The organism is Coprococcus sp. RTP21281st1_F1_RTP21281_210402 (genome assembly GCF_040915325.1).
GTDB lineage: Bacteria > Bacillota > Clostridia > Lachnospirales > Lachnospiraceae > Coprococcus > Coprococcus aceti.
In genome coordinates this window covers 128,444-151,800 of record NZ_JBCPDQ010000009.1, presented here as the reverse complement: position 1 = coordinate 151,800, position 23,357 = coordinate 128,444, and the positions used below count along the sequence as shown (strand labels likewise).

Sequence of the window (23,357 nt, the reverse complement as noted above, 5' to 3'; positions counted from 1 at the left end):
ATTAAGCTATTTTACTTTAACAGATTTCGCCTTGCTCCACGCAGAGTAAAATGTCACTGACTTTCCATTTATCTTTACTGTCTTGTAGGTTCTCACACGTACATAGTATGTCTTTCTACTCGCAAGCTTCTTTACACTTGTTCTGATCGTCTTGTTCTTGCTTACAGTCTTTACCTTTGTGCCACTTCTGAAATTCTTATTTGCACAATACTGTAACTGGTAACCCGTTGTCTGTGTCATCTGCTTGTTCCATCTGACTGTCATGCGGCACTTGCCGGACGCAGTCGCAGCAATGGTGGTTCCCTTCGGATTGATGGTGAAATACATTGTCTTCGAATCCTTATATTTATTTCCGCACAATGTGACCTTGACCGAATATTTTCCTACATTTTTTCTCCCCGCACTGTAGGTGGCCTTGTAATCCTTATTCTTTGTCAGAATATTCCCAGCGGCATCTTTTACTGTAACCGCCGGTGTTCTGACCTTTCCATTATATACATACGAAGCCGTATTAAGCTTAATTGTAGACACCTTGGATATTCTGGATGTCGAAAGCTTTTTGCCGCATGACTTACACGTTGTGGTGATGACGCCAGCCTTCGACATTGTTGCTTTTGTTGTCACAGTGTTCACCTTTGTGGCGTGCTTACATACGGTCGTCTTTGCTGTGAGGACGCCAGACGCGGCATTACTATACACCACGTAAGTGTTCTGTATATATTCAAGCTCACCGGATACCTTGTAACCCTGTGACAACATATACTCATTGCTGTAATACAGGTCTCTTGTAAATGAAACATTGTCTTCTGACTTCTCCACCATACAATATGATGACACATTTCCATACTTGTCTGTCACATCGCCAAGTACACCTGCTATGTCATATTTGAAATATGCATAATCTTTGTAGTTATTATCTATTGAATTATATAAAAATACACACTTATCGCCCGTCTTCTCCTCAATGTACACATATGCAGGTGAAGAGGATCTGAAAGAATATCCGGCAACAGATTCTTGTGTATCGGTGTATCCACACTCCTCAGCGTTGAATGTACCCTCTGTAGTCTTCAGCTCATGCATATAATACTTTCCATCGTTTCCTGGTATAGGCATGAGCTCATACTCTGTATATATACGCACATTCTCTGCCTTTATCGTTCCATCTGGATTATACTCGGTACGCACCCCCTCCGTCACAGTATACAATTTCTTATCATCAGCTTTTTTGTACACCTGACAAATGTCACCTTCACCGCTCAGATCAATCTCTATGCTCTGTATCTGCTCATAGTTCATTCTGGTTGCCTGTGTCTTCTGAAGACCGGTCAAACCATTTACAGCAAAACAATCTGCAACCGTTGTGTTCATGGCCAGAACAAGGTTGCCGTCCGTCTTTCCCGCAAATGCGTGTACCTCAGCATTTCCGCTTATCTTGAAGTATGATCTTGTTCCCTCCGGCTGTAAAACTATTGCGTCAGTTGACTTCTGCTTCTCGTTGACATACAATTTACCGTCACCAACGATTTCCACAGAACCGCCATATCCATCTCCCCATGCATACAATGCACTTACATGACTCGTTCCCACGAGCTTGATCTTAAAATCATCGCCCATCATATTGGTAACGACCCTGTAATCCGGCAAATTACAATTGGTGAGTGTCAAAGTGTTCGTACTCTTGTCATACACCGCACCTTTGGCACTGGTAGTTGTTCCTGCCTGCGGAGTCCTGAAGCTGTACACATATATCGCTTCGTTATTATCCGGATTGTAGAACTCAACATATGCAAAGCTCCACTCCTCATCCTCACACGGGCCATTGTTTGCGGCCATCGCCGCGACACCGCCTACCGTCAGAATAAAAATAAACGACAGCAGAAATGTCAATCTCCTGAAATGCTTCATAGTCATTCCCCCTTCTATGATATTCTTCGTCTACAGGTAAGTAACTCACCTGTTGTTTTATGTCATAGATTATAGTCATCTGCTGTCGTTTTCATAACGTTACATATGTCTCAATATGTGCTATATATTCAATTTTACATTCATTTATCACTTTTATCTAATCCATATGTGCATTTTCAATCTGGCACACTTATACTTCCATAGCAATCAACTCTCACGCAATCATCATTCCTCATGCCATCCATAATAATACTGAATAAGGCCTACTCTTGTCTTCGTTCCAGTCTTCTCATTCATGGAAGATATATGCCTATATAGGGATGCCCTTGATATGTACAGCTCATCCGCTATATCCTGTACACTGCCATCAGATACAAGCAGCTTCTGCAACACCTCCCGCTCACGCCCCGTGAGGTGATGAGCATCTGCAAAGCATTCAAAATCAACCTCAACTCTTGCGTTAGAATTCTCCGCCGATTTCGTCACTTTTTCTTCATCATATCGTCTATATTGTTCCTTCTGTAGATTTTCAAGCACAAATACCGCAATGCTTATAAGTACGAGCAACAATATGACCACTACACTCATAACCATGATTCCGGGGGAATCTATCAGCATATATGATATTATTCCCACAATACCCGCACCAATGTTGTTGACTGCCCTTCCGGCACCAGACCAAAGCGCTGACCAACGCATTCCATAGGATACATTTATGAATCCTGTCGTGAAATACACTACGAAGAATCCGGCTGCAAGATAGAATACAATCAGACCTATGATAAATGCCCCTCCAAACTCTATGATAAGCATGGCTATAACGGACAACACTGTAACGCAGTACATCATCTGATTCATAAAACGCTGATCTTTTATATCAAACAAGAAGCCTGCTGCAACTCCGCTTAATGCGAGAAACAACCTTGGCCATTGCCCCACATCTGCCCCGCCCTCAGCGTGGACAACGGTCACAACATTATCCAGTGCGGAAAATATAAACGTCATAAGAAGAACAACCATCACAAGCGCCACAGCCACCGATCCGCTATCAGGAGTTGTTTTGTCACATTTTTCTTTGCAATCCGTTTTGTTCCGCTCATCTACCATGTATGTGTCCACTTCCGCTTCTGCGTATTCATCTCTGGCCAGAAAAAGTATCACTGCAAGTGCCACTATGGCCAGCGAGAACATAACCATACGCAGGATCACACTGTCTATAAGATTATAATTGATATACTGCAGAAGCAGTCCAAGTGCATATGAAATTCCCACAATTACCGTAAGATGCTTTCTATCCGTATAATCGCGGCTCACATCGTGATACACGCGTCCTCCCATAACACCACACACAATAAAGAATATAATTCCATATAACAGTATCAATTTGCCGGAACACAGTATTATCGCTGCGAGCGCGGCAACCTCCACTATATTCAAAGTAATAATTATTATCTGTTTGATTTTGCTGCCGACATATCTCTCAATCAGTGCATATATGAATAGTCCCACCGCACTGGCCAGCAGTATCACGCTCTGATACAACAGAACACTTCTGGCATCCACAAACTCCGCAGCCCCGCTGTCGAAGAAGAATTCCATACCCAGAAATACAAAGCTGAACAGAGCCAGCGAGATCACACTTCTGATATGCGCCGGTTCAAAGCCTTTTTCATTATTATTTATTTTTTCAACATCCACTGATTTTTCCCCTGACATATATGGTCATCTCCTGTTTATTCTGTATTAAAGATAATACAGCGCTGAATTTTTGTCAAAATATAAAGTATGCTAATTCATAACACCTATATCCCTTGGAGTATCAATGTGATTGAATCGAAGAAGGACGCCCCCCAAAAGGCGTCCTTGCTATATTAATTATTATCTATGCATTTTCCGTACCTTCATCTTCTCTCTGACACTTTCTTATATACACAGAAAATCTCACAGATGCGGTGAGTGCTATCACAATCCATGTAAATATATTCGTATACCACACTCCCCAGAATCCCATCTTTAACACATACATCAGTATCAGCGCAAATACTATCCTTCCTCCCACCTCAAGAGCACCATTCAGCATGGAGAACACCACATCCCCCATTCCATTTAATGCGCCTCTCATGGTATATATCGTTCCAAGTGCAATATACATACTTCCGGATATCACAAGTCCCTTCGCGCCAAGCCTTATGACATTCTCCTCCGTCACGAAAAATCCCACAACATTTTCCCTGAAAACTGCTACCAGACAGAACATTGCTGCGCCAAGAGCCAGCGTGATGAGCTCTGTCTGCCATACCGCTCTGCGCACCCTTTCGTACTTGCGTGCGCCACAGTTCTGTCCTGCAAATGTAGACAATGCAAGTCCCAGAGAACTAAACGGCTGGAATATGATTCCCTCAACCTTTCCTGTTGCAGTATATGCAGCCATGACCTCCGGACCATATCCATTTATAAGGGTCTGCAGTATTGAGCAGGATATTGATATCATGGAAGTCTGAACCGCCATTGGTATACCGATACTGAAATCTTCCTTCATTATATCTCTGTCAAACTTGAAATGGCCTCTCTTCAGTCTGAAATAGGGATTGGTTTTCACCGCATAACATATAGAGCCAACGCCAGACAGGATCTGACTGAGAACCGTTGCATATGCGGCACCGGCAACGCCCATATCCATGTATATGACAAACACTATATCAAGCACAACATTTATGGCAGAAGCAATCATGAGAAATATAAGTGGGGTCTTTGAATCCCCAAGTGCCCTTAGCACAGCAGAAATTCCGTTATAAATAGCCACCGCTATCGTAAATCCACAGGTGATCCTCATGTATGTATATGCGTAGTCAAATGTCTCTGCAGGGGTCTTCATTAGCCTTATAATAGGCCCCGCAAAACAATATCCCAGTATACTCATGAGTGCGCCAACCGCCAATATGACAAACAATGCATTTGCTATGGCTTTTTTTACCTGCTCTTCTTTCTTCGCTCCAAAATATCTTGATATGACAACACCTATTCCAGATGCCATTCCATTGCACAAAGAAAAAAACAGGAAACTGATCATTCCAACTGATCCCACACCGCCAAGCGCATTTGCCCCTAGATGACGACCAACCACTATCGAATCAACCAGGCTGTATACCTGCTGAAATAGATTGCCTATAAGTAGCGGAACTGAGAACTTCATGATCAGTTTCATACTGCTTCCCTCTGTCATATCCATAACATATTCTTTTTTGTTCAATACCTTTTCCACTATGTTTGCTCCTTGTATATATTTAGATTATCCATGATATACAAACTCATGAATCACCTTGCAGATTTTCATAGCAGCACCATCCGTATTGTAATCCCTGTGTATTAACCCATATGCCTCATAATAACATAAGTTATGCTAAGGTCAAGAAGCTAAATGGCTAATCTTCTATATACTCAACATAATCTCTTTCATCAGCGAAAAGCTGGTACTCTCCGTCCACATATCCCATATACCCTTCCGAAACAAAATATCCTTTTATCATGACCACGCCTCCTGTACACTTTATCTTCCAAGCTTCAAGCCTCTATCAAGCTCCTTAATATGGCTCTATCTTATCTTGTCAAGTGTCCAAAAAAGCGTACACCAAGTTTCTTTTATATTCCACAAGTACCGACGCAAATCCGGGCTTGAAGATAAGTGACACGGCATATATAATGTATATAATTTTGAAAAATTTCTGCCATATAAACATGGCACCAAGGAGGAAATATGTACTACGGCGCACTTGAAGCCGGTGGCACCAAGATGGTTTGTGCCATAGGCGATGCAGACAAGAATATAATAGACAGAATATCCATACCGACGGGCACACCTGACCAGTCCGTGCCTGCCATGATAGATTACTTTAAGAAATATGACATATCCGCTCTCGGAATCGGTACATTTGGCCCGGCCGACATCAATCCTAATTCCCCTACCTACGGCTCCATCATGAGGAGTCCCAAGAAAGCTTGGGAGGGATTCAGCCTTTACAAAGCATTTACGGATGCGCTTGGCTGCCTGGTTGTGGTGGACACAGACGTAAACGCAGCAGCCTGGGGTGAATACCTGTATGGAGCACTGAAAGGACTCAACTCGGGAATGTACCTCACTGTTGGAACCGGCATCGGCGGCGGTATAATATCCGATGGCAGACTCATTCACGGCATGGAACACCCGGAGACAGGCCACATCCTCATCCCTAGACGAACCGGCGATGATATACCATGTACCTGCCGATTCCACCAGAGCTGTGTAGAGGGTCTTGCATCCGGCCCTATGCTTGAGCGCAGAACCGGAATGAAAGGCAAAGACATCCCAGCCGACTCACCGGTATGGGATCTTGAAGCATTTTATATAGCTGAGGCACTGGTCAACTACACCATGTGCTACTCAGTTGAGAGGATCGTCCTTGGCGGCGGAGTCATGGACAACAAATTCCTGTTCCCTATGATCCGCAATTACTACACTGAACTGCTGTCGGGTTACATCGACATGCCACAGGTCAAGGACACCGACACATACATTGTTCCCGCAGGGCTCGAGGGAAATCAGGGCATCATAGGTGCTATGAACCTGTTCTGATACACACATTTGTCCACAAAAAAACAGTTTCACCGATCGACTGGTGAAACTGTTTTTTCTTTTCTATGCTGTTGCCTTCTCGTACTCCTCAAAGGTCTTATCCATGATAACCTTGTACTTGCCATACTCGGTCTTGTTGTAGAAGCACTCCTCTGAAAGACTCTTGATACCAAACTCCTCGAACCACTCTTCCTTAAGTTTGTTGAACAGAACCTCCTTCTTTGGTCCTGTGATGGTCTCCAGATGCCACAGACTGAAATGCAGTGCATAGTTGATGTAATCCTGCTCATACTCCCAGAAATTGCCGTGGGCTTCAAGCGCCGCCTTGAGTGCCACAAGAGCCTCGTGGAAGCACTGCCATGACTTCTCTCTGGTATTGGACAATGACTTTGGATTGTTTCTTCTCTGGTGTGCAAGCACCTCGTCCACTATCTCTATATTTGTTGCAAATGCTATCGCTGAAAATACGAACAGCATATCATTCGAAGTTCTGAGCTGCTGGAATCGGAAATGGTTCTCCTCAACATATTCCCTGCTGAAGAGCTTATCCCAAGCCCATCCCACAAATACCTTGAATATATTGCCCGTGAAATTACGAAAATACATTGGTCTGTACGGTGGAAGCTCCTTCTCGTGAAGTGTCCATCTGACCTGAACAAATTCCTGAAGATCCTCTCTGTACTGATCTGATCTGAACACAACTACCTGAGCTCTGGTCTCGTGAGCCTTGCTCCATGCCTTTTCCAGCATGTCCGGCTCAAAGAAATCATCGGAATCCAGAAATGAAAGATACTCTCCGGTCGCGATCTCAAGACCTTTGTTTCTCGCTGCCCCGGCTCCGGCATTTGCCTGCTGTATAACCTTTACACGCTGATCCTTCGCCTCATATTCCTTCAATATCGCCAGAGAATCATCTGTGGAGCCATCATCCACGCAAATGATCTCTATATCCTTAAGTGTCTGACCCACTATGCTGTCCATGCACTGGCGCAGATAATCAGACACATTGTAAACAGGAAGAATAACTGATACCTTTGTACCCATAGCTTTACCTCTATTTGTTTCGACTAAATAAACTCTTGATCTTTCTAGGTATGAACATAATGACCGCACCGATCCTGAATGTAGGTGTCTTCTTCACTCTGTCCAGATCTGCACGGGTCTGATGAACCAGACCACGGAGTCTCTTGACTTCTCTCTCAAGCTTGCGCTCACGATCTGTACATGCGATCCTTGTATAATAGTAATCGTCAGGGGACTTGATGATAAACTGGATGTTCGCCCACTCAAGCTTTGTAAATATAGTCTGATCAATCTCCTGCATCTCCATTGCTCTCTTGAACTCGGAGCTGTATCTTCTTATATAATCCTTCTTGAATTCAGGTCCGATTCTCCTGATCGTCTCGTTGTAATTGTGGTATTTCTTGAGCCAGTATACGCCTCTGAAACGCTCCCAGATCTCAGGATCCTTTACAAGTATATCTCTGATGTGATCATACTCAACATTGACACAGTATACCTTCTCTCTGCTGTGAACAGATGAATTCGGGTTATCTCTGCGGTTCATATAATATGGCTTGTTCACTATCATAGCTCTCTTGGCATATATAAATGTCTGGAACCAGAAACCATTGTCCTGGAATGATGCTCCCGGAGTCTCGTTGTGTCTGATATGATACTCCTCTATGAAGCTTCTCTTGTAGATTCCACTCCATGTGTTCATAATGAAACGGATCGCACTTGGTGTCTCGCTTGGATTGAACACAACATTATAATCCTCTGCATTCGGTGACAAGTGGTTGTACACCAAAGTCATGTTGCCATTGTCATCGTTGCGCTTAAATCTATAGAAATCTGCCTTTACAAGGTCAAGGTCGTTCTCAACCGCCTTGTTGTACAGTTCCTCATACATATTAAGTGGCACAAAATCATCAGGCTCAACTATACCAATATACTCACCTGTAGCCTTATCAAGACCGATATTCATGCCTATTCCATAACCGCCATTTTCCTTGTCAACAATAATGATACGGTCGTCTTTCTCCGCATATCCCTTTAATATTTCAAGTGAACTATCTGTAGATCCGTCATTGATACATATGATCTCGATATCCTTCAATGTCTGATTTACAACACTATCCATACACTCCACCAGATACATCTCTACGTTATATGTTGGAATGATGATTGAAACCTTTGCCATCTTTCTTCTCCCATAAAATTTTATCACAATGTTAATATGTGCTATAATGCACAATTCATGGGCATTATAGCACATACTATATATATTATGCAATTTTTGATTTTATTTATTTATAAGCTATGCAAATAAGGCAAAATATGCAAGAACTATAACTCCGAGCACGATCCTGTACCAGCCAAATATCTTGAAGTCATGCTTCTTGATGTAGCTCATCAGGAACTTGATGACAACAATGGATACAAGGTATGCAACGACACAACCTATAATAAGTATAGCGAACTCAGCACTTGTAAATGACAGTCCGAATTTGATCATCTTCAGAGCACTGAGTCCGAACATAACCGGAACCGCAAGGAAGAATGTGAACTCCGCTGCTGCCACTCTTGATACACCGATGAGCAGAGCGCCTATGATGGTGGCACCTGAACGGGATGTACCCGGTATGATGGAGAGCACCTGAAACATACCTATAAGAAATGCTGTCTTGTATGTTATGTCGTTCAGCGTCTCAACCTTCGGTGTTCTGGTCTTGTTCCAGTTCTCAATCACAATAAATGCTATTCCATAGAAAATAAGGGCAATCGCTATGACAACCGCTGTGTGCAAATGCGCCTCTATGTAATTATCAAACAGTATCGTAACTATCGCTCCAGGTATACATGCAACAACTGTCTTGAACCACATACTCCAGGTATCTTTCTTCATGACAGGCTGTGTCTTGTCTTTGAGCTGGAAAGGCCACATCTTATTCCAGAATATGGTCACGACAGCAAGTATCGCTCCAAGCTGTATCACCACGAAAAACATTTCCTTGAAATCAGTGCTCGCATTCAGTGAGATAAATTCATCCACAAGAAGCATATGTCCTGTGCTACTGATCGGGAGCCACTCTGTGACTCCCTCCACGATACCAAGGAATACTACCTTAAGTATCTCGATAAAACTTAATGCCATCTCTTCTCTCTCCTTTTAACTTCATTATGAATATTCTATATTCACAGCGGATATCTGACTCCATCCGGCTGCGGTCTCTATGATAACATATTCTCACTCGTTGTACATCATTCTACAGAAAGCTTTAGAAAATGTTATGTATGAGTTTATCTTCTGTCTATAATTTGCATATATCCGGTATCTCAGCGCCCCAGATGTCAACCAACTTATCCACCGAAAACGCAGCATTTGCCGGGCTTGTGGACGGAAGTACAACAGGTTCTATGCCAAGTATCTTCTGCTGATATTTTGCGTAATACTTTCCTGAGGTCTTGCCGTTGCATATCACTTTTGTGACCTTGGAAGCTTCCACTATCTTCGACAGATCCGTGGGCGTAACATTCTTTATACTGCTGTCGCTTGAACCTATGATGTCACAACTGTAGATCGCATCCCACAGGGCTATGTGGTGTGCATGCAGCATGGCTTTCTTATCATCTATGGTCACCGGAAGTTTCTCGCCAAGCACTCTGCTGATGACCTTCCAGAATCTGTTCTGTGGATGTCCGTAGAAGAACATCTGCTCCCTGGACTTCACCGATGGCAGGCTTCCCAGTATGAGTATCCTTGATTCCTCATCGTAAAGTGGGGGAAATGGATGTACTATATGTTCATATCTGTCCTCTGTCAATCTTCTCACCTCTCAGATAATATTCAAATAACTTTTTCCATTTTTCTGGTACATTGTACGCCACCTGCCGGTTATTTTTCAATTAAATTCTTGCTTTTGCAGCTATGTTTTAAGTCATGTCCACATTATTTAATTTACTTCCAAATGATATTCATGTATATTAATTAAGTTAACGTAATTTACGGACTATGAGGGAGGTCCGTCAATGCGGTAACGAACACATTTGGGAGGAATTATACATGAAAAAGAGAGAATCTTTTAACAACAAATGGGGCTTCATCCTGGCCTGCATCGGCTCTGCCGTGGGCATGGGCAACATCTGGATGTTTCCTACAAGAGTCTCCATATACGGCGGCGGATCCTATCTCATACCATATTTTATATTTGTGGTACTCATCGGATTCACCGGAGTTATCGGAGAGATGAGCTTCGGACGAGCCACAAGATCCGGTCCAATCGATGCATTTGGAATCGCCATGGAGAAAAAGGGCAAGCGAAAGCTCGGTGAACTGCTGGGCGGCATACCTGTGCTCGGCGCACTGGCAATGGCCATCGGATACACGGTCGTCATGGGCTGGATACTGAAATACATGATCGGAGCTTTCACCGGAAGCACACTGTCACCGGAGGATATAGACGGCTTTTCTTCAAGCTTCGGCGGAATGGCATCTTCATTTGGCAACAATGCATGGCAGATCATTGCACTTGCCATCGGAATCACCATCCTTATGTTCGGCGTGGGCAACGGTATTGAGAAGGCCAACAAGGTCCTGATGCCGGCGTTCTTCGTATTGTTCATCATCCTGGCCATATATGCGGCATGCCAGCCGGGAGCTATAGAGGGATACAAATACATCTTCCGCATAGAGCCAAAGGTACTTGCAGATCCAAAGACATGGATATTTGCGCTGGGACAGGCATTCTTCTCACTCTCAGTTGCGGGAAACGGAACTCTGATATACGGCTCATATCTGCCAGACGATGAGGATATACCGGGGGCTGCCGGACGTGTTGCACTTTTCGATACGATTGCTGCCATGCTTGCCGCACTGGTAATCATACCTGCCATGGCAACTGCCGGAGCACAGCTCAACCAGGGCGGCCCGGGATTGCTGTTCATCTATCTGCCATGCCTGTTCAAGTCCATGCCTGGCGGTTATATTGTTGCCATACTCTTCTTTGTGGCTGTGTTCATGGCGGGACTGTCATCACTAATCAATCTGTACGAAGCACCAATCGCAACGGTGCAGGAGAAGCTTGGAGTTGGCAGAAAACCTGCATGTGCCATCATCGGTGTCATAGCAGTTGTGGTATCCATCTGTATACAGGGTATCGTATCTGACTGGATGGATGTACTGTCCATCTACATCTGCCCACTTGGCGCAGGACTTGCCGGAATCATGTTCTTCTGGGTATGTGGCAAGAAATATGTTGAGACACAGGTCAACACCGGAAGGGAAAAGAAGTTCACAGAGAAGTTCGTGCCTATATGCAAATACATCTACTGTCCTGTATGTCTCCTTGTATTGATACTTGGTATCCTTCTCGGAGGCATCGGCTAGACAGACATTTCAATATAATTAATAAAAAGCAGTCTGACGGATCATCACCATGTATAACACTGGCGATGTCCGCAGACTGCTTTTTACTTACTGTATCATTATCTCTTTAATCGTGTATCTTATTGTGTTTAATGTCTGTATCCCGCAATTATATGTAATGCCTTATCCTCATCAAGTGGCTTTGCTATGTGCTCATTCATGCCCGCCGCCTTGCACTTCTTCACATCCTCTGCGAATACATTTGCAGTCATGGCAATGATCGGAATGGTTCCGGCATCCTCAAGGTCTGAGCTTCTTATCTGCCTGGTGGCCTCAAGGCCATCCATCTCCGGCATCATCACATCCATGAGTATCACATCGAAGCTTCCAGCCGGATGTGATCTGTATATCTCAACAGCCTCACGGCCATTTGCCGCAGTTGTGGCAACAGCACCAGCCGTCTCCACCATAAATGTTGCTATCTCCATGTTGAGCGAATTGTCCTCAACCAGCAGTATCTTCATTCCATCAAGTCTGACTGCCTCGTGATCCTCTGGCTTCTCCGGCTCAACGACATCTGTACAGATCTCAAATGGTATCTTCATGGTAAATGTAGAACCCACACCCGGCTTACTATCAACCTCTATGCTTCCACCCATGAGGTCGAGAAGCTCCTTGGTAATAGCCATGCCAAGACCTGTTCCCTGATACTTTGTTCCCGCATCAGTGTGCTCCCTTGAAAATGGCTCAAACAGGTGGCTGATGAACTCCTGGCTCATTCCAACTCCTGTGTCAGCTATCCTGAACACATAATTGGAATGCCTGCCGTCTACAGGGATCTCGTCCATCCACGCCTCTACCGTTCCGCCCGGCTTGTTGTACTTGATGGCATTTGTCAGTATATTGAGAGAGATCCGCTGAAGATGAAGCGGACTGCCTATAACCATGTTGTGCTTTATATTGAAATGAGCACCCTTAAGCTTCACATCGTTCTCCTGTGCCATGACCAGGATTGGATCATATCCACTTCTCAAAACCTTTATTATGTCAAACGGTTCACTGGTGAGCTCCGTTCTTCCGCTCTCAAGTCTGCTCATATCAAGCACATCGTTGATGAGCAGTTCAAGCTGTTTTCCAGCATCATCTATCTTGGACAGCGCATCCATCACTCTGTCCCTGTCATCTATGCACTGTTCGGCAATTCGTGACATTCCAAGGATTCCGTTGATAGGTGTTCTTATGTCGTGTGACATGCGTGAAAGAAATTCCGTCTTCGCTGTATTTGCACGCTTGGCCTCTTCGTAAGCTTCGGCAAGCAGCTTCTGGGCACGGATCTCCTCCTTCTTCTCCTCGTCGATCTCCTGAACACCTATGAGTATACGGGTGAGTTCACTCTCCTCATCCGTCCTGACTGGAATCGCCGTTATACGGCACCAGCCATATAAAGTGTCCCGGAAATCCTTACTGACGCTCTTCTCCGTCCTGAGTTTCTCCGCCAGCCTGTCCAGATTGTAGAATCTGCGCATCTGCTCACGATCCTCTTCAACCACACAGTCATTTATCACATTTTCTATTGTCTTTCCTGCTTCGTAATCCGCATTCTGTGCCGGCTTTCTGAAGGTATCACCTTCCTTGATAACCCGCACCTTACCGGTCTGAAGATTGAATATCCACACAATAAAATATATGCTGCTAACAGCCTCGATAACCGAATCCTGCTCCCGGAGTTCCTCCTTGTGAGCCTGTTCCGCATTGCGCACAGCGGTTATATCCTGATGGTAGCCTCTGACTTTGATGCCATCGGTAAAACTCCTGTCCCGAACACCGCCACATCTTATGTGCAACAGTCCTCTGGTTGGATGCATCCAGGTATATATAACCTCAGCCTTGCCGTCGCGTCTTATGGTCTCCATGTATTCAGCGGTGGCCTGCTGTGACTCCTCAGTAATGCCTGCTATCCACTTTACATATCTATCTTCAGGCGACAGATCATCAGTCGTTCCAAGAAGAGCGTTCATCTTCTTGTTCGCATACAGCATGGATCTGCCGTCGTTCATGAGCACCATGGTCCACATACCAATACCGGCCCCGGCCAGGGTCTCTTCTATCTCACTCTGTACCTTTTTCTCCTGTTCCTCAGCGCTCTGATTAGCTTCATTTTCCGTCATTATATCAATCCTTTTTCCATATACTTTTCTATAAATATTTGTACCATATAACGACAGATTTTACCAGTTAAGTAACTCAACTATTATAAAGATTATTCATCATCTTCATCCAGTCCGAAGCCTTCCTCCAGAAAACGGTTCCACTCGGCATTGTTGCTCTCAAGCTGCTTCTTCTGCATGATACGGTTCCGGTCTGCGAGAATGGACAACATCTCATCCACAATCTCCTCAAGAGGCAGCTCCTGATAATGCGACAGATAGCCCATCATCCTGCCCGCCGTAAAATCCGTATTCAGATTCTTTGATATGAGATCACAGAACTCCTCGGGATATCCCCGGTCAAGCATCATCTCATAGAGCTCCATGCTCATCTCTGATCTTGGTTTCATCAGTCTTTCTCCCAATCACAAAATTTGCCACAATCGTAAATACCGCACTGATTATCAGCTCCGTGTAATATCCCAGACCTCTGCTGAGTATCATACCCGGCAGCAACAATTTGCTTCCAAATATCGGCAAAAACATCTCCATGAACAGCTTCTCACTGATTCCCATACCACCTGGAAGTGGAAGCATATCGACCGCAACAGCTATAGCTCCCTGCATCAGTATGATAAGTCCTGCAGATGCCCCCGCAAGTCCGAATGCCTTGTACACAAACCATGTCGCTGCAAATAGTGAGAATCTTTGCACAACTGTTATAATGAACACTACCACCAGCATCCCGAAATGTCCCATCATATAATCCGCAGTCTGGTTGTATTTCTCCATCGATGCTGCAAGCTTTTCCTCACGGGACTTCTTGTGTCTCAGGAATCTCATCTTCTCAAGAAGTCTGCTGCCCTTCACAACAAATGCCTTGGCAAGTGACGGATGGAATGCGAACAGCACCATACCTGCCACACACACCACGTTCAGCACAAGTCCCAGATAGAACACCCACTGCACATCATCTATATAAGTATGTATAAACTTCTGTCCAAATATAGCGATTCCAAGTCCCAGAAGCACCAGTACCAGCTTGTACGTGATCGTCACTATGAGCAGTACCTGTGTGGACACCGGGATCGGTATCTTCTTTTTCTTCATATAATATATCTGCGCCGGCTGTCCGCCTGATGCAGATGGTGTAATACAGCTAAAGAAGAATCCAACCGACGAGAACAGGAAACAGGTTCCCCTGCCTACCTTCACTCCAAGATTTCGCATCATATAATGAATGATAATTGATTCTCCCCATATAAATACCACAACACATACCACTCCCGGTATGAGCCACCAAGGATTCACCGTCTGAAGTATATCAGATATCTGTCCTATATCCTCGCCGTGAAACACTCCGTATATCGTTCCGGCAAATATGAGAACCAGGAACAATACGTTGAACACCATCTTTTTCTTATTTCCCATTTAGCTTACTATCCTTTTCATAACTGGGGCAATACCCCTTTAAATACAGCGTGAACGTCATGCACAATGCTAGTATATCATGGATCATTCAATTAAATGGCAAAAAAGGGTGGTTTTTACTTTAATTATTTGTAATGTGAGTTTTATGTGGCATACACATTCTATTTTTCACTGTTCAGGATCGGCAGATTCTGGTTCTCCTCCCAGAGAGTGGCAACCTCGGTTCCATCCTTGTGACAATACACAATCTTATTTATAACTCTTGGCTCATCATCGCCATAGTATATATCTGAACTGCCTGTATCCTTATGTTCTGTCTGAGGGACAGCCACGCCCTCTCTATATCCTCCAAAGCTCTGATACGCCTCACTTGACATCCACGACCTTGCATTTCCAAATATATCAAGTGATGTCAGCCCCTGCTCCCCGAGATAGAATTTGAATACGCCGCTATCCTCAACCGACTCAGATATGAGATCATACTCCGCAGCCCCCATAAGTGCAGCCTGTGACTCTGACCGGTTATTTACCGCGTCACCATCCACCTGCTCCCGGTTCTGTTTGCCCGCATATGTAAAGTATGTATTCTTGGCTATCTGACAGAGCCAGACCTTTATATCACAGTCTCCTTTGAACCGATCCACAGCTTTTATCGCTTTAACAAATGTCTCCTGTGTTATGTCTTCGGCTATGTGGGGATTCTTAGACAGTGCCAGCACAAAACGATATACGTCTTTGTAGTACTTTTCGTATATTTCATCTATTCCATTTTTTTCTTTTCCTGACGCCAAGTTTTTACCTCCCTTCACATATAAGACCAGTATAATTGAAAAACGTTACAAAAGGAGCAGACGCATGTAAGGCGCTTCGCGCGGCGTCTGCGTACTTCACAAGGAATCCTCCCACTTACGTGGGTCCCTCCTTATGAAAATAAAATGCTGTGAATTTCGAAAATTCTTCACAGCATTTTTCATCATTTATATTTTGTCAGATTTTCTTCTCTTTGACTAGAAGCTGTGGCCTCCACCGCCACCGCCGACGCCTCCGAATCCACCGCCGCCGATTCCGCCATGACCGCCGGATCCAGATCTTGTACTTCTCGTTTCACTGATCATATCATATTTCTGATTCATGTTATATGAAACCTTTGTACCGGTAAGCAGATTTTTTGAACCCATGTCATATACCTTTGACGTCTTCTTCAGCAGAAGATAATTAAGCAATATAGAAAATATTATTGCAAGAAGTATATTGCTGATATGCTTCATGGGACGGCTTATCTCTTCTCCAGCCAGCAGCGTATTTATCTGCCTGAATGCCTCATTTGCGCACTCAAAGTATTTCTCTTCACTCGCATACTCATATACATTGTCTGTTATCGTATACGCATTTGTCTTAGTGATGATCCTGTATGGTTCACCATACGAATAGATGTATATCTGTCTATTGCACATATCAATGAGGAACATAACACCATTCCTAGTATCCAATTCTCTTTTATAGGCAGACTCAGCGTAGTCCGCTGAAGAACCAAATATAAAATCCGATGTCTCGCAGAACACATTGCAGTAACGGGCCGTCTCCTGCATAGTCTCCGTCAATTGTGCTTCCTGACTTTTAGTCAACACATCTGCATAATCCTTGATTCTCACTTTATAGTGGTAACTGTACGAATCATCCTGATCATTTTCAGATGCGTGGACAGTCACTGCACCGTTGCATCCCACAACCAGAAACAGCAGCGTGATCATTACAGTGATCATCACTCTGTCAATTACCGATCTAGGCACGATGATCACCTCCCTTGTACTCAAACTGTGGAAGTGGTCTTGTGGACAGTCGGTTGTGGCTGATAACCAGATCTATAAGCGTCAGAATAGTGGCAGCACACACCAGAAGCACGCATCCATAATAATACTTGTCCATAACCGGTTTTATCAACACGACCGCTACAGACAGAATGGTGGCAAATGCAATAAATAATCCCATGGTGCCACTTTTTCTTTTTACTCTCCTCACATTTGCTATGCCTTTTACTGCTCCATAAATGGCAACCAGACACGAGATGCCCGCCACAACATAACTGGCCTTTCCCATAATATCCCAGTTAAAAAATAAAGGATTTATTCCAAACTTCAGGCAGAAAAATAATATCATGCATGCTATCAGCTGTATGACTTCAAGAAAACAAGAAAACTTTATAAATGAAGTTATCTTATTTTTTAATTTTCTTTTTGTATTTTTTTGTGGCTTTTTTGTTTGTAGCTTTTTTATTTGTAGTTTTTTCTTCCTGCCTCCACTTTTCTTTACATTGAGTGTATGCCTTGCGAAGAATCCCACATCATTTTCATGTGTCTCTACATCCGCTATCTTCTCCATCTCATCGCAATATATCATGGTCACAAGCGCACCTATCGCAGATACAAATGCGAGCAGAACACCAGGTCTCACCGTAAGAAATAAGTTCAGCAAAAAGTATAATGGAGCCACTCCTATCAGGCATCCCAGCAGGAACTTGCCGATATCAAGCGGTATATCCGCAGCCACTTTTCCTGTGCTGCCATTTACCGCTGCATATGCAATACGCTTACCGTTCTTGTATGACAAAAGCCACACAGGAAACAACCCGGTCTTTGCTCCAGTGATCTTTATATCCATCGTTTCTGACAATGGCTCCTCCGGTTCACCGATAGCATCGTATGTACATAGATGATGCTTTATCTTACTCATCATCACATCATACGCCATATCACCTGTCACCTGCGCTATCTTATCCCTGTACACACCATAATCCACATCCGGCAGATCCGCGTAGAACCCGCTCAAATATCCCATGGAAAATGGTTTCATATCCGCCGAGTCAAATGGTGCCACCTTACTGCTGAGATCATCCGGAAACAGCGATGATGCATCCATGGTTATATTCTCATAATGATTATCCGCAAAGCATCTTACATTATATGTATGACTGACTGTATCAACCCCTGAGCTATAGCTGTCCGTCGCCCTGACAGCTGTTTTACCTTTCTGGTCAACATCACACAGCCAATACGGCATGTAGATTCCACGAAACTCCTGCACATTTCGTCTGTGTTTCAGCCTGTTCGGAGCGTATATCGCCCTCTTCATGACTGTGGCATATGATGCCTTGCACATGTCCTTCGTCACCGCAAACGGTATCACATAATCCGGTCTTCTCTCGCTTTTCAGCCGGCTGGAAAGCATAGTCGCTGCCCCGCAGTAACTGCAGAATCCCGTCGCTGATTCATCTGTACTGTATATCTCCCCACCACACTGCGGACAAATGAATACAGTAAGTTCCATAAGCTTGCGTTCCTCGCTGTCCTCATCCTTGTCGACACTCTCCGGCTCGTATTCATTTCCACATGCTTTGCAGTACATTTTCTTTCTTGCTATATCATATACCAGATTGCTGCCACATCCGGCACATTGTATCATATGTATTTCCCCCTGTAATATAAATTGTGAAAGATTATTGACGAAATAACCTAACTCATTATACTACCTCTTTTTATATAGAACCAGTTCCGGATTTGTCCCTTCCGCCTCATATGTCGATATCAATATAAAATCCATATCCGCCAGGACCCCAAAACATCTGTCTCCACCGAACTCGCATTCCAGCTGATTTCCCAGATATGTCTTCTCGTCATCAAGGAATCTGACATTCATGCCATTTGGCAGACGATACTCGAGATTCACATATTTGCCAACAAGCGCATTAAGTCTTTCAAGATGAGGCATCCCCTCTATCTGAAGGGCATTTATCTCATCTATAAGCTTACCTTTAAATACCTCAAACTGGCCATTGTCACTTAACTGCTCATAACGCTTCCAATAGTCAAGTTTCGGCAGCATCTCTTTCAAATATTCTCTGGCCTGCTCCTCGGAAAAGTTCTCCCCCACCATATTCTTCACACATACATCGATCAGATCATCCATATTGCTATAGGTATAGGTGCCGTCGGCATAACACCATTTGCAGTAATCCTCGTTCAGTGAACCGTCGCTGTCACGTCCCATAATGTTATCGTCCTCAATGGGCATTCCGCAGCACTGACAAATGAGTTTTCTCGGTGTCCCCAGCAGTGTATTTATTGATACGTCCAGCTCCTTTGAAAGGAGCTTAAGCGTATCTGTGTTCGGCACCGTCTCGCCATTCTCCCAGCGCGATACCGCCTGCCTTGTGACCATGACTTTCTCTGCCAGGTCATCCTGGGATAATCCCCGTTTGGTTCGAAGTTCTAATATAACATCCTTTGTCTCCATTGTACTCACCTCCGTTATGGATATCATAACAGATTAAGGGGATTGGGGAAAGCAACGGGGTGTTGCTCTGTTCCTATACCGACTGCGTAAACCGGCATTTCGGGAAGCCCGAGCAGCCTATGAATTTGCCGAATTTTCCAGATCTCTCAACCAGCTTTTCCCCGCATTCCGGGCATATCATAGACATCTTTGCAGGTGCAGACTTAGCATCTTCGGTCTTATCGCCAAGCAGCTCAGCAACCTCTTTATCTGTTAGTATCTCTGCTGTGCATTCTCTCGCAACCCTCACCGGCCTGCAAGTCCATACCGCCTTATCTCCTATCATGTAAAATCTAAACTTCGCCCTTGTCGCTGCAACATTGACGATATTATTGTTCACCCAGTTGACTGCTCCCATAGATTTGCTGTCGCATCCGAGTAGGAATATAACCTCATCCGTTCCCTGGCCCTGGAAAGTGTGAACTGTTCCAATGTTATTTGCATTAAGCCATTTTCTAACTCTTGGCTCTTTTCCATATAACTCCGATTTCTTTATCATCTCCAGCATTCCCTCTTTGACCGATGTAAATGGTGTGATGATAAACAGCCTCGGAATATCGATAGTATCCCGTTCAAATTTTCTCTCCAGTAGTTTCAGAACAAGCTCCCCCTGTGCCTTGACAAAATGATCCTTCTTGCCCGAATTCTCAGCACCGGCTACATCTATCCAACAGCTCTTGTCCAAAATAAATGTCTTTGCCCTATCAGCCTTAGGTGCTGCCGTCTGCTGCTTCATAGTTCCATCATATGAAAGCACATTTGAGATTGTGTACATCGGGTCAATGCAGCGCCTATGGACTACCAACGGGCAGCCTACCCACTCTTTCTCCTCATCTTTTCCAAGATAAGTTCCATACGGATTTATATAGTCAGCAAATGCCTGCACAGAGATTTTCTTATCCTTGTAACCTGCCAATATCTCTGCGGTAAGCAGCTGTTTTATCATGTCAGTCTCTGCGGTAACCACAGGCTCGATCTGCTTTGGATCTCCGACTATGATCGCCTTTCTACACCTAAACATCGCACCAACCGCCATCTGCGGCTGTGCCTGTCCCGCCTCATCGACGATAAGAGTTCCAAGCACTCCGCTTTTCTTCACATCGCCCAGAAATGTCTGCGCAGAAGCAAATGTTGTGGATATCACAGGGGTGAGCAGGAAAATGCTCTGAAGCATGTACGGCATGGCTTCTTCTCTGTCTGCAAGCTTCATCCTCTCACCACAATCATCAAACACATTCCACGCAATCATCAGGTTGATGATATTATGCCGCATGCATTTTGAAGAAATGACAAATTCTTTGTGCAGCTTACATGCATACAGGAATAACTTTTCACGCTCTCTATTGTACTGGGCGGTAAACCATGGATTGGTTATCTGTGCTTTTGTTGACAGCCTGTCGTCCTCGGATACATAACGTTCCATAAATGCAGCGTCCACCGGGGTCATCTTCATCTGCCCATGCGAGTATTTTGAAATACACCGCTGGTATTCCTGAAGATTCTGCAGGCCTGATATCCTGTTGTTCAAAGAAGTTATCTCTCCATTAAGTTTTGATATTGTTGCTTTCTTCTCCTGAATGAATATATCTCTTGCGGATGTATCCTTACGCCTTGCGAACAATCCCTTCGGTCTGCTTTCCTCAAGCTCGATCAGCTCTTTTTGTTCAGCAAATAACTGACGCTCAAACATCTGCCGCTTTCTTTCCACATCACTTATTTCACATGACAAATCCTCTGGTGCATTTTCCTGCAACTCCACAGGAACCGAACTTGCCAGAGCACAGATCTGTTCCAACTCATTTCGCAGGCTTTCCACCAGTTTATATTGAGATAAAAACTTTTTTCTTACCTCCAGATATTTTGCCTTATGCTGCTCTCTGACACCATTCGATTTATAGTCCTCCACAAATGGCTTCAGGACCGAATTGCAATACTTACGGATATTTGCCTTTCTGCCAAACGGAGCGGATATAAGGCCCCAGCAGTCGGCTCCGCCTAAAAGTTTATCCGCATAACGCGTAAAATAAATATCCTTCTCTTCTCGGCTCTTTCCGTATCTGGTTATAGTCTCCACATCACCTGACTTGTTGATATCAAACAAATCATGAACCTCATCCAGACCGCAGCAGATCTCCTCTTCGTCATCCCCAGACGACTCCAAACTGTCAAGTATATCCCCCTCCTTCGGAAGGTCTATCGTGATATTTTCCACCGCCGCATTGTTACATGACGCGACCAGCATACTATAATTGTTGATCTCATCAACATTTATCGAATAATAATGAGGCGCATACTGGTAATAGGCATTCGCATTTGCCTCTAGCGGTCCATGCGAAAATGAATGCATTTCAAATAAAGAGTCTGGATCTTCTGCATTCTCAGCGAGGAGTCTGGCACGCTCAACAATATTGCTTGCCACGATCTCCTTGAGCAATGTAGTCTTTCCCGTTCCGGGAGGTCCGTTTACAGAAAAAACTGGAGCATCCCCGTCCTGTCTGATTGCAATATTGACTGCAACCTGCTGCATCAACGCCGGCATATATTTGGCCGGCCATTTACCCCTTGGCGAATTTGTAACGTTAAGAATTCTGTCAAAGAACAACTTCATCTCACTTTTTCCCGCATCCGGCGAGATGATCGTTCTCGGTAAATCGTCTAGGCCTTTCGACTTTTCATATCCTGCCAGGATGTACTCGATCACTTTCTTCTCATATTCATTCCCCTCGCCAAAGTTCCCGTTCTGCACCAGCTCTGACAACTGGATAATGTCATTCAAAAAGAAGCTTTTACCCTGATCCGCATAGTCAAATGTGTCTTCGTCCGCATCTCTGACCTGTTCGCTCGCATACCTGTTGTATTCGGCAATTCCCATCGATTCCTGAGGATCATCTAAGAACCTGTGTTTCACATACTCGTTAAAAATCTTTTCATATATGGTTGAAATGAACTCATCGACATTCTGGTCCTGCAGTTCCTCATCGATCTCTCCAACAAGTTCTTCATACTCGTTAGTATCGAGAGAAAAGTCATGACTATTATGTGCTCTTGACTCATCCCACTTGGCAACTGCCCACAGTATCGATGACAGCTGGAAACTGTTCTTAAGATACACACCTTTCGTATCTGTCTTGAATGAGCACCATGCGATCGCGCTCTTTTTCGGATAAGCTATCTCAGGATTATCGGATTTATCCTCTATAAACTTCTCAAGATAATCAACTACTGTGTTCCGCTCTACCTTTCCCAGGCAAAAATGGATCTCTTCACCAACCGTAGGAAACTTCGCATAGTCGTCCCTGTCATTTTCCAGGATCATTTCCAGATCTATATCAGAAGCCGACAAAACTGGCAAATCAAGGAAGACCTCGATCTTCTCTGCCTTAACTTCTTTGCCATTCTTAATATTCTTAATTAGCTTTTTGTTCTCTGTACTTTCCTGTGGAATGTCGATCTGACCTAGAAATTCTGTGATTTTCCAGTAGTTTAAGATTTCCAGGACTGCGTTTTTTCGTTTGTTTTCCATTCGGTGTGCTCCTTGTGGTGTAACCCCTAATCTTCTTTCTTG

17 protein-coding genes are annotated in these 23,357 nt (G+C 44.2%); 2 read left to right on the top strand and 15 right to left on the bottom strand.

Features of this window, described 5'->3' with window-relative positions:
* Positions 1-6: 6 nt before the first annotated feature.
* From AB5150_RS12900 to AB5150_RS12890, 3 genes are all read right to left on the bottom strand, one after another.
* Positions 7-1,908 carry a hypothetical protein gene (locus AB5150_RS12900; protein ID WP_055273789.1) on the bottom strand — a complete coding sequence of 634 codons (1,902 nt, stop codon included), beginning with the start codon at positions 1,906-1,908 and terminating at the stop codon, positions 7-9.
* 225 nt (positions 1,909-2,133) lie between these two features.
* Positions 2,134-3,624, bottom strand: a complete 1,491-nt coding sequence (locus tag AB5150_RS12895; protein ID WP_055273791.1) for a helix-turn-helix transcriptional regulator — start codon at positions 3,622-3,624, stop codon at positions 2,134-2,136.
* A 166-nt stretch (positions 3,625-3,790) separates the two neighbouring features.
* A complete protein-coding gene (locus AB5150_RS12890) occupies positions 3,791-5,170 on the bottom strand; it encodes an MATE family efflux transporter (protein WP_242859165.1) in 1,380 nt (459 codons plus the stop codon).
* Positions 5,171-5,662: 492 nt separating this feature from the next.
* Between AB5150_RS12890 and AB5150_RS12885 the strand changes: the two genes are divergently transcribed.
* Complete coding sequence (locus tag AB5150_RS12885; RefSeq protein WP_015533457.1) at positions 5,663-6,517, top strand: ROK family protein; 855 nt, start codon at positions 5,663-5,665, stop codon at positions 6,515-6,517.
* 63 nt (positions 6,518-6,580) lie between these two features.
* Here AB5150_RS12885 and AB5150_RS12880 read toward each other — a convergent pair whose 3' ends face one another.
* The 4 genes from AB5150_RS12880 to AB5150_RS12865 all read right to left on the bottom strand — a co-directional run bounded on the left by AB5150_RS12880 (position 6,581) and on the right by AB5150_RS12865 (position 10,344).
* Positions 6,581-7,561 carry a glycosyltransferase family 2 protein gene (locus tag AB5150_RS12880; RefSeq protein WP_015533458.1) on the bottom strand — a complete coding sequence of 327 codons (981 nt, stop codon included), beginning with the start codon at positions 7,559-7,561 and terminating at the stop codon, positions 6,581-6,583.
* 10 nt (positions 7,562-7,571) lie between these two features.
* A complete protein-coding gene (locus tag AB5150_RS12875; protein WP_015533459.1) occupies positions 7,572-8,720 on the bottom strand; it encodes a glycosyltransferase in 1,149 nt (382 codons plus the stop codon).
* Between the two features lie 117 nt (positions 8,721-8,837).
* Positions 8,838-9,674, bottom strand: coding sequence for an undecaprenyl-diphosphate phosphatase (locus AB5150_RS12870; RefSeq protein WP_015533460.1), 837 nt, complete (start codon positions 9,672-9,674; stop codon positions 8,838-8,840).
* A gap of 157 nt (positions 9,675-9,831) precedes the next feature.
* A complete protein-coding gene (locus AB5150_RS12865; RefSeq protein WP_243440838.1) occupies positions 9,832-10,344 on the bottom strand; it encodes a DNA-deoxyinosine glycosylase in 513 nt (170 codons plus the stop codon).
* A 239-nt stretch (positions 10,345-10,583) separates the two neighbouring features.
* Here AB5150_RS12865 and AB5150_RS12860 point away from each other — a divergent pair, with 239 nt between their 5' ends.
* A complete protein-coding gene (locus AB5150_RS12860; RefSeq protein ID WP_368291991.1) occupies positions 10,584-11,906 on the top strand; it encodes a sodium-dependent transporter in 1,323 nt (440 codons plus the stop codon).
* Between the two features lie 128 nt (positions 11,907-12,034).
* Here AB5150_RS12860 and AB5150_RS12855 read toward each other — a convergent pair whose 3' ends face one another.
* The 8 genes from AB5150_RS12855 to AB5150_RS12820 all read right to left on the bottom strand — a co-directional run bounded on the left by AB5150_RS12855 (position 12,035) and on the right by AB5150_RS12820 (position 23,315).
* Positions 12,035-14,053: a hybrid sensor histidine kinase/response regulator gene (locus AB5150_RS12855; protein WP_015533462.1), complete on the bottom strand. Its 2,019-nt coding sequence runs from the start codon at positions 14,051-14,053 to the stop codon at positions 12,035-12,037.
* Between the two features lie 92 nt (positions 14,054-14,145).
* Positions 14,146-14,442 carry a hypothetical protein gene (locus tag AB5150_RS12850; protein ID WP_015533463.1) on the bottom strand — a complete coding sequence of 99 codons (297 nt, stop codon included), beginning with the start codon at positions 14,440-14,442 and terminating at the stop codon, positions 14,146-14,148.
* Positions 14,405-15,463, bottom strand: coding sequence for a lysylphosphatidylglycerol synthase transmembrane domain-containing protein (locus tag AB5150_RS12845; protein WP_022216301.1), 1,059 nt, complete (start codon positions 15,461-15,463; stop codon positions 14,405-14,407). Before AB5150_RS12845 ends, AB5150_RS12850 begins: the two co-directional genes overlap by 38 nt.
* Before the next feature lie 161 nt (positions 15,464-15,624).
* Positions 15,625-16,254 carry an RNA polymerase sigma factor gene (locus AB5150_RS12840; RefSeq protein ID WP_368291989.1) on the bottom strand — a complete coding sequence of 210 codons (630 nt, stop codon included), beginning with the start codon at positions 16,252-16,254 and terminating at the stop codon, positions 15,625-15,627.
* A gap of 216 nt (positions 16,255-16,470) precedes the next feature.
* Positions 16,471-17,253 (bottom strand): TPM domain-containing protein, encoded by a 783-nt coding sequence (locus tag AB5150_RS12835; protein ID WP_368291988.1) that lies wholly within the window; start codon positions 17,251-17,253, stop codon positions 16,471-16,473.
* Positions 17,246-18,922, bottom strand: a complete 1,677-nt coding sequence (locus tag AB5150_RS12830; protein ID WP_368291987.1) for a hypothetical protein — start codon at positions 18,920-18,922, stop codon at positions 17,246-17,248. The genes AB5150_RS12835 and AB5150_RS12830 overlap by 8 nt, the downstream gene beginning before the upstream one ends.
* A 63-nt stretch (positions 18,923-18,985) precedes the next feature.
* Positions 18,986-19,753 (bottom strand): zinc ribbon domain-containing protein, encoded by a 768-nt coding sequence (locus AB5150_RS12825; RefSeq protein ID WP_015533465.1) that lies wholly within the window; start codon positions 19,751-19,753, stop codon positions 18,986-18,988.
* A gap of 73 nt (positions 19,754-19,826) precedes the next feature.
* Positions 19,827-23,315: a topoisomerase DNA-binding C4 zinc finger domain-containing protein gene (locus AB5150_RS12820; protein ID WP_368291986.1), complete on the bottom strand. Its 3,489-nt coding sequence runs from the start codon at positions 23,313-23,315 to the stop codon at positions 19,827-19,829.
* Positions 23,316-23,357: the final 42 nt, after the last annotated feature.

What these genes read in the sequence shown, in the direction of transcription:
- AB5150_RS12900 (WP_055273789.1), bottom strand. Translation starts at nt 1,908, where the DNA reads ATGAAGCATTTCAGGAGATTGACATTTCTGCTGTCGTTTATTTTTATT.
- AB5150_RS12895 (WP_055273791.1), bottom strand. Translation starts at nt 3,624, where the DNA reads ATGTCAGGGGAAAAATCAGTGGATGTTGAAAAAATAAATAATAATGAA.
- AB5150_RS12885 (WP_015533457.1), top strand. Translation starts at nt 5,663, where the DNA reads ATGTACTACGGCGCACTTGAAGCCGGTGGCACCAAGATGGTTTGTGCC.
- AB5150_RS12880 (WP_015533458.1), bottom strand. Translation starts at nt 7,561, where the DNA reads ATGGGTACAAAGGTATCAGTTATTCTTCCTGTTTACAATGTGTCTGAT.
- AB5150_RS12875 (WP_015533459.1), bottom strand. Translation starts at nt 8,720, where the DNA reads ATGGCAAAGGTTTCAATCATCATTCCAACATATAACGTAGAGATGTAT.
- AB5150_RS12870 (WP_015533460.1), bottom strand. Translation starts at nt 9,674, where the DNA reads ATGGCATTAAGTTTTATCGAGATACTTAAGGTAGTATTCCTTGGTATC.
- AB5150_RS12860 (WP_368291991.1), top strand. Translation starts at nt 10,584, where the DNA reads ATGAAAAAGAGAGAATCTTTTAACAACAAATGGGGCTTCATCCTGGCC.
- AB5150_RS12855 (WP_015533462.1), bottom strand. Translation starts at nt 14,053, where the DNA reads ATGACGGAAAATGAAGCTAATCAGAGCGCTGAGGAACAGGAGAAAAAG.
- AB5150_RS12850 (WP_015533463.1), bottom strand. Translation starts at nt 14,442, where the DNA reads ATGAAACCAAGATCAGAGATGAGCATGGAGCTCTATGAGATGATGCTT.
- AB5150_RS12845 (WP_022216301.1), bottom strand. Translation starts at nt 15,463, where the DNA reads ATGGGAAATAAGAAAAAGATGGTGTTCAACGTATTGTTCCTGGTTCTC.
- AB5150_RS12830 (WP_368291987.1), bottom strand. Translation starts at nt 18,922, where the DNA reads ATGATACAATGTGCCGGATGTGGCAGCAATCTGGTATATGATATAGCA.
- AB5150_RS12825 (WP_015533465.1), bottom strand. Translation starts at nt 19,753, where the DNA reads ATGGAGACAAAGGATGTTATATTAGAACTTCGAACCAAACGGGGATTA.
- AB5150_RS12820 (WP_368291986.1), bottom strand. Translation starts at nt 23,315, where the DNA reads ATGGAAAACAAACGAAAAAACGCAGTCCTGGAAATCTTAAACTACTGG.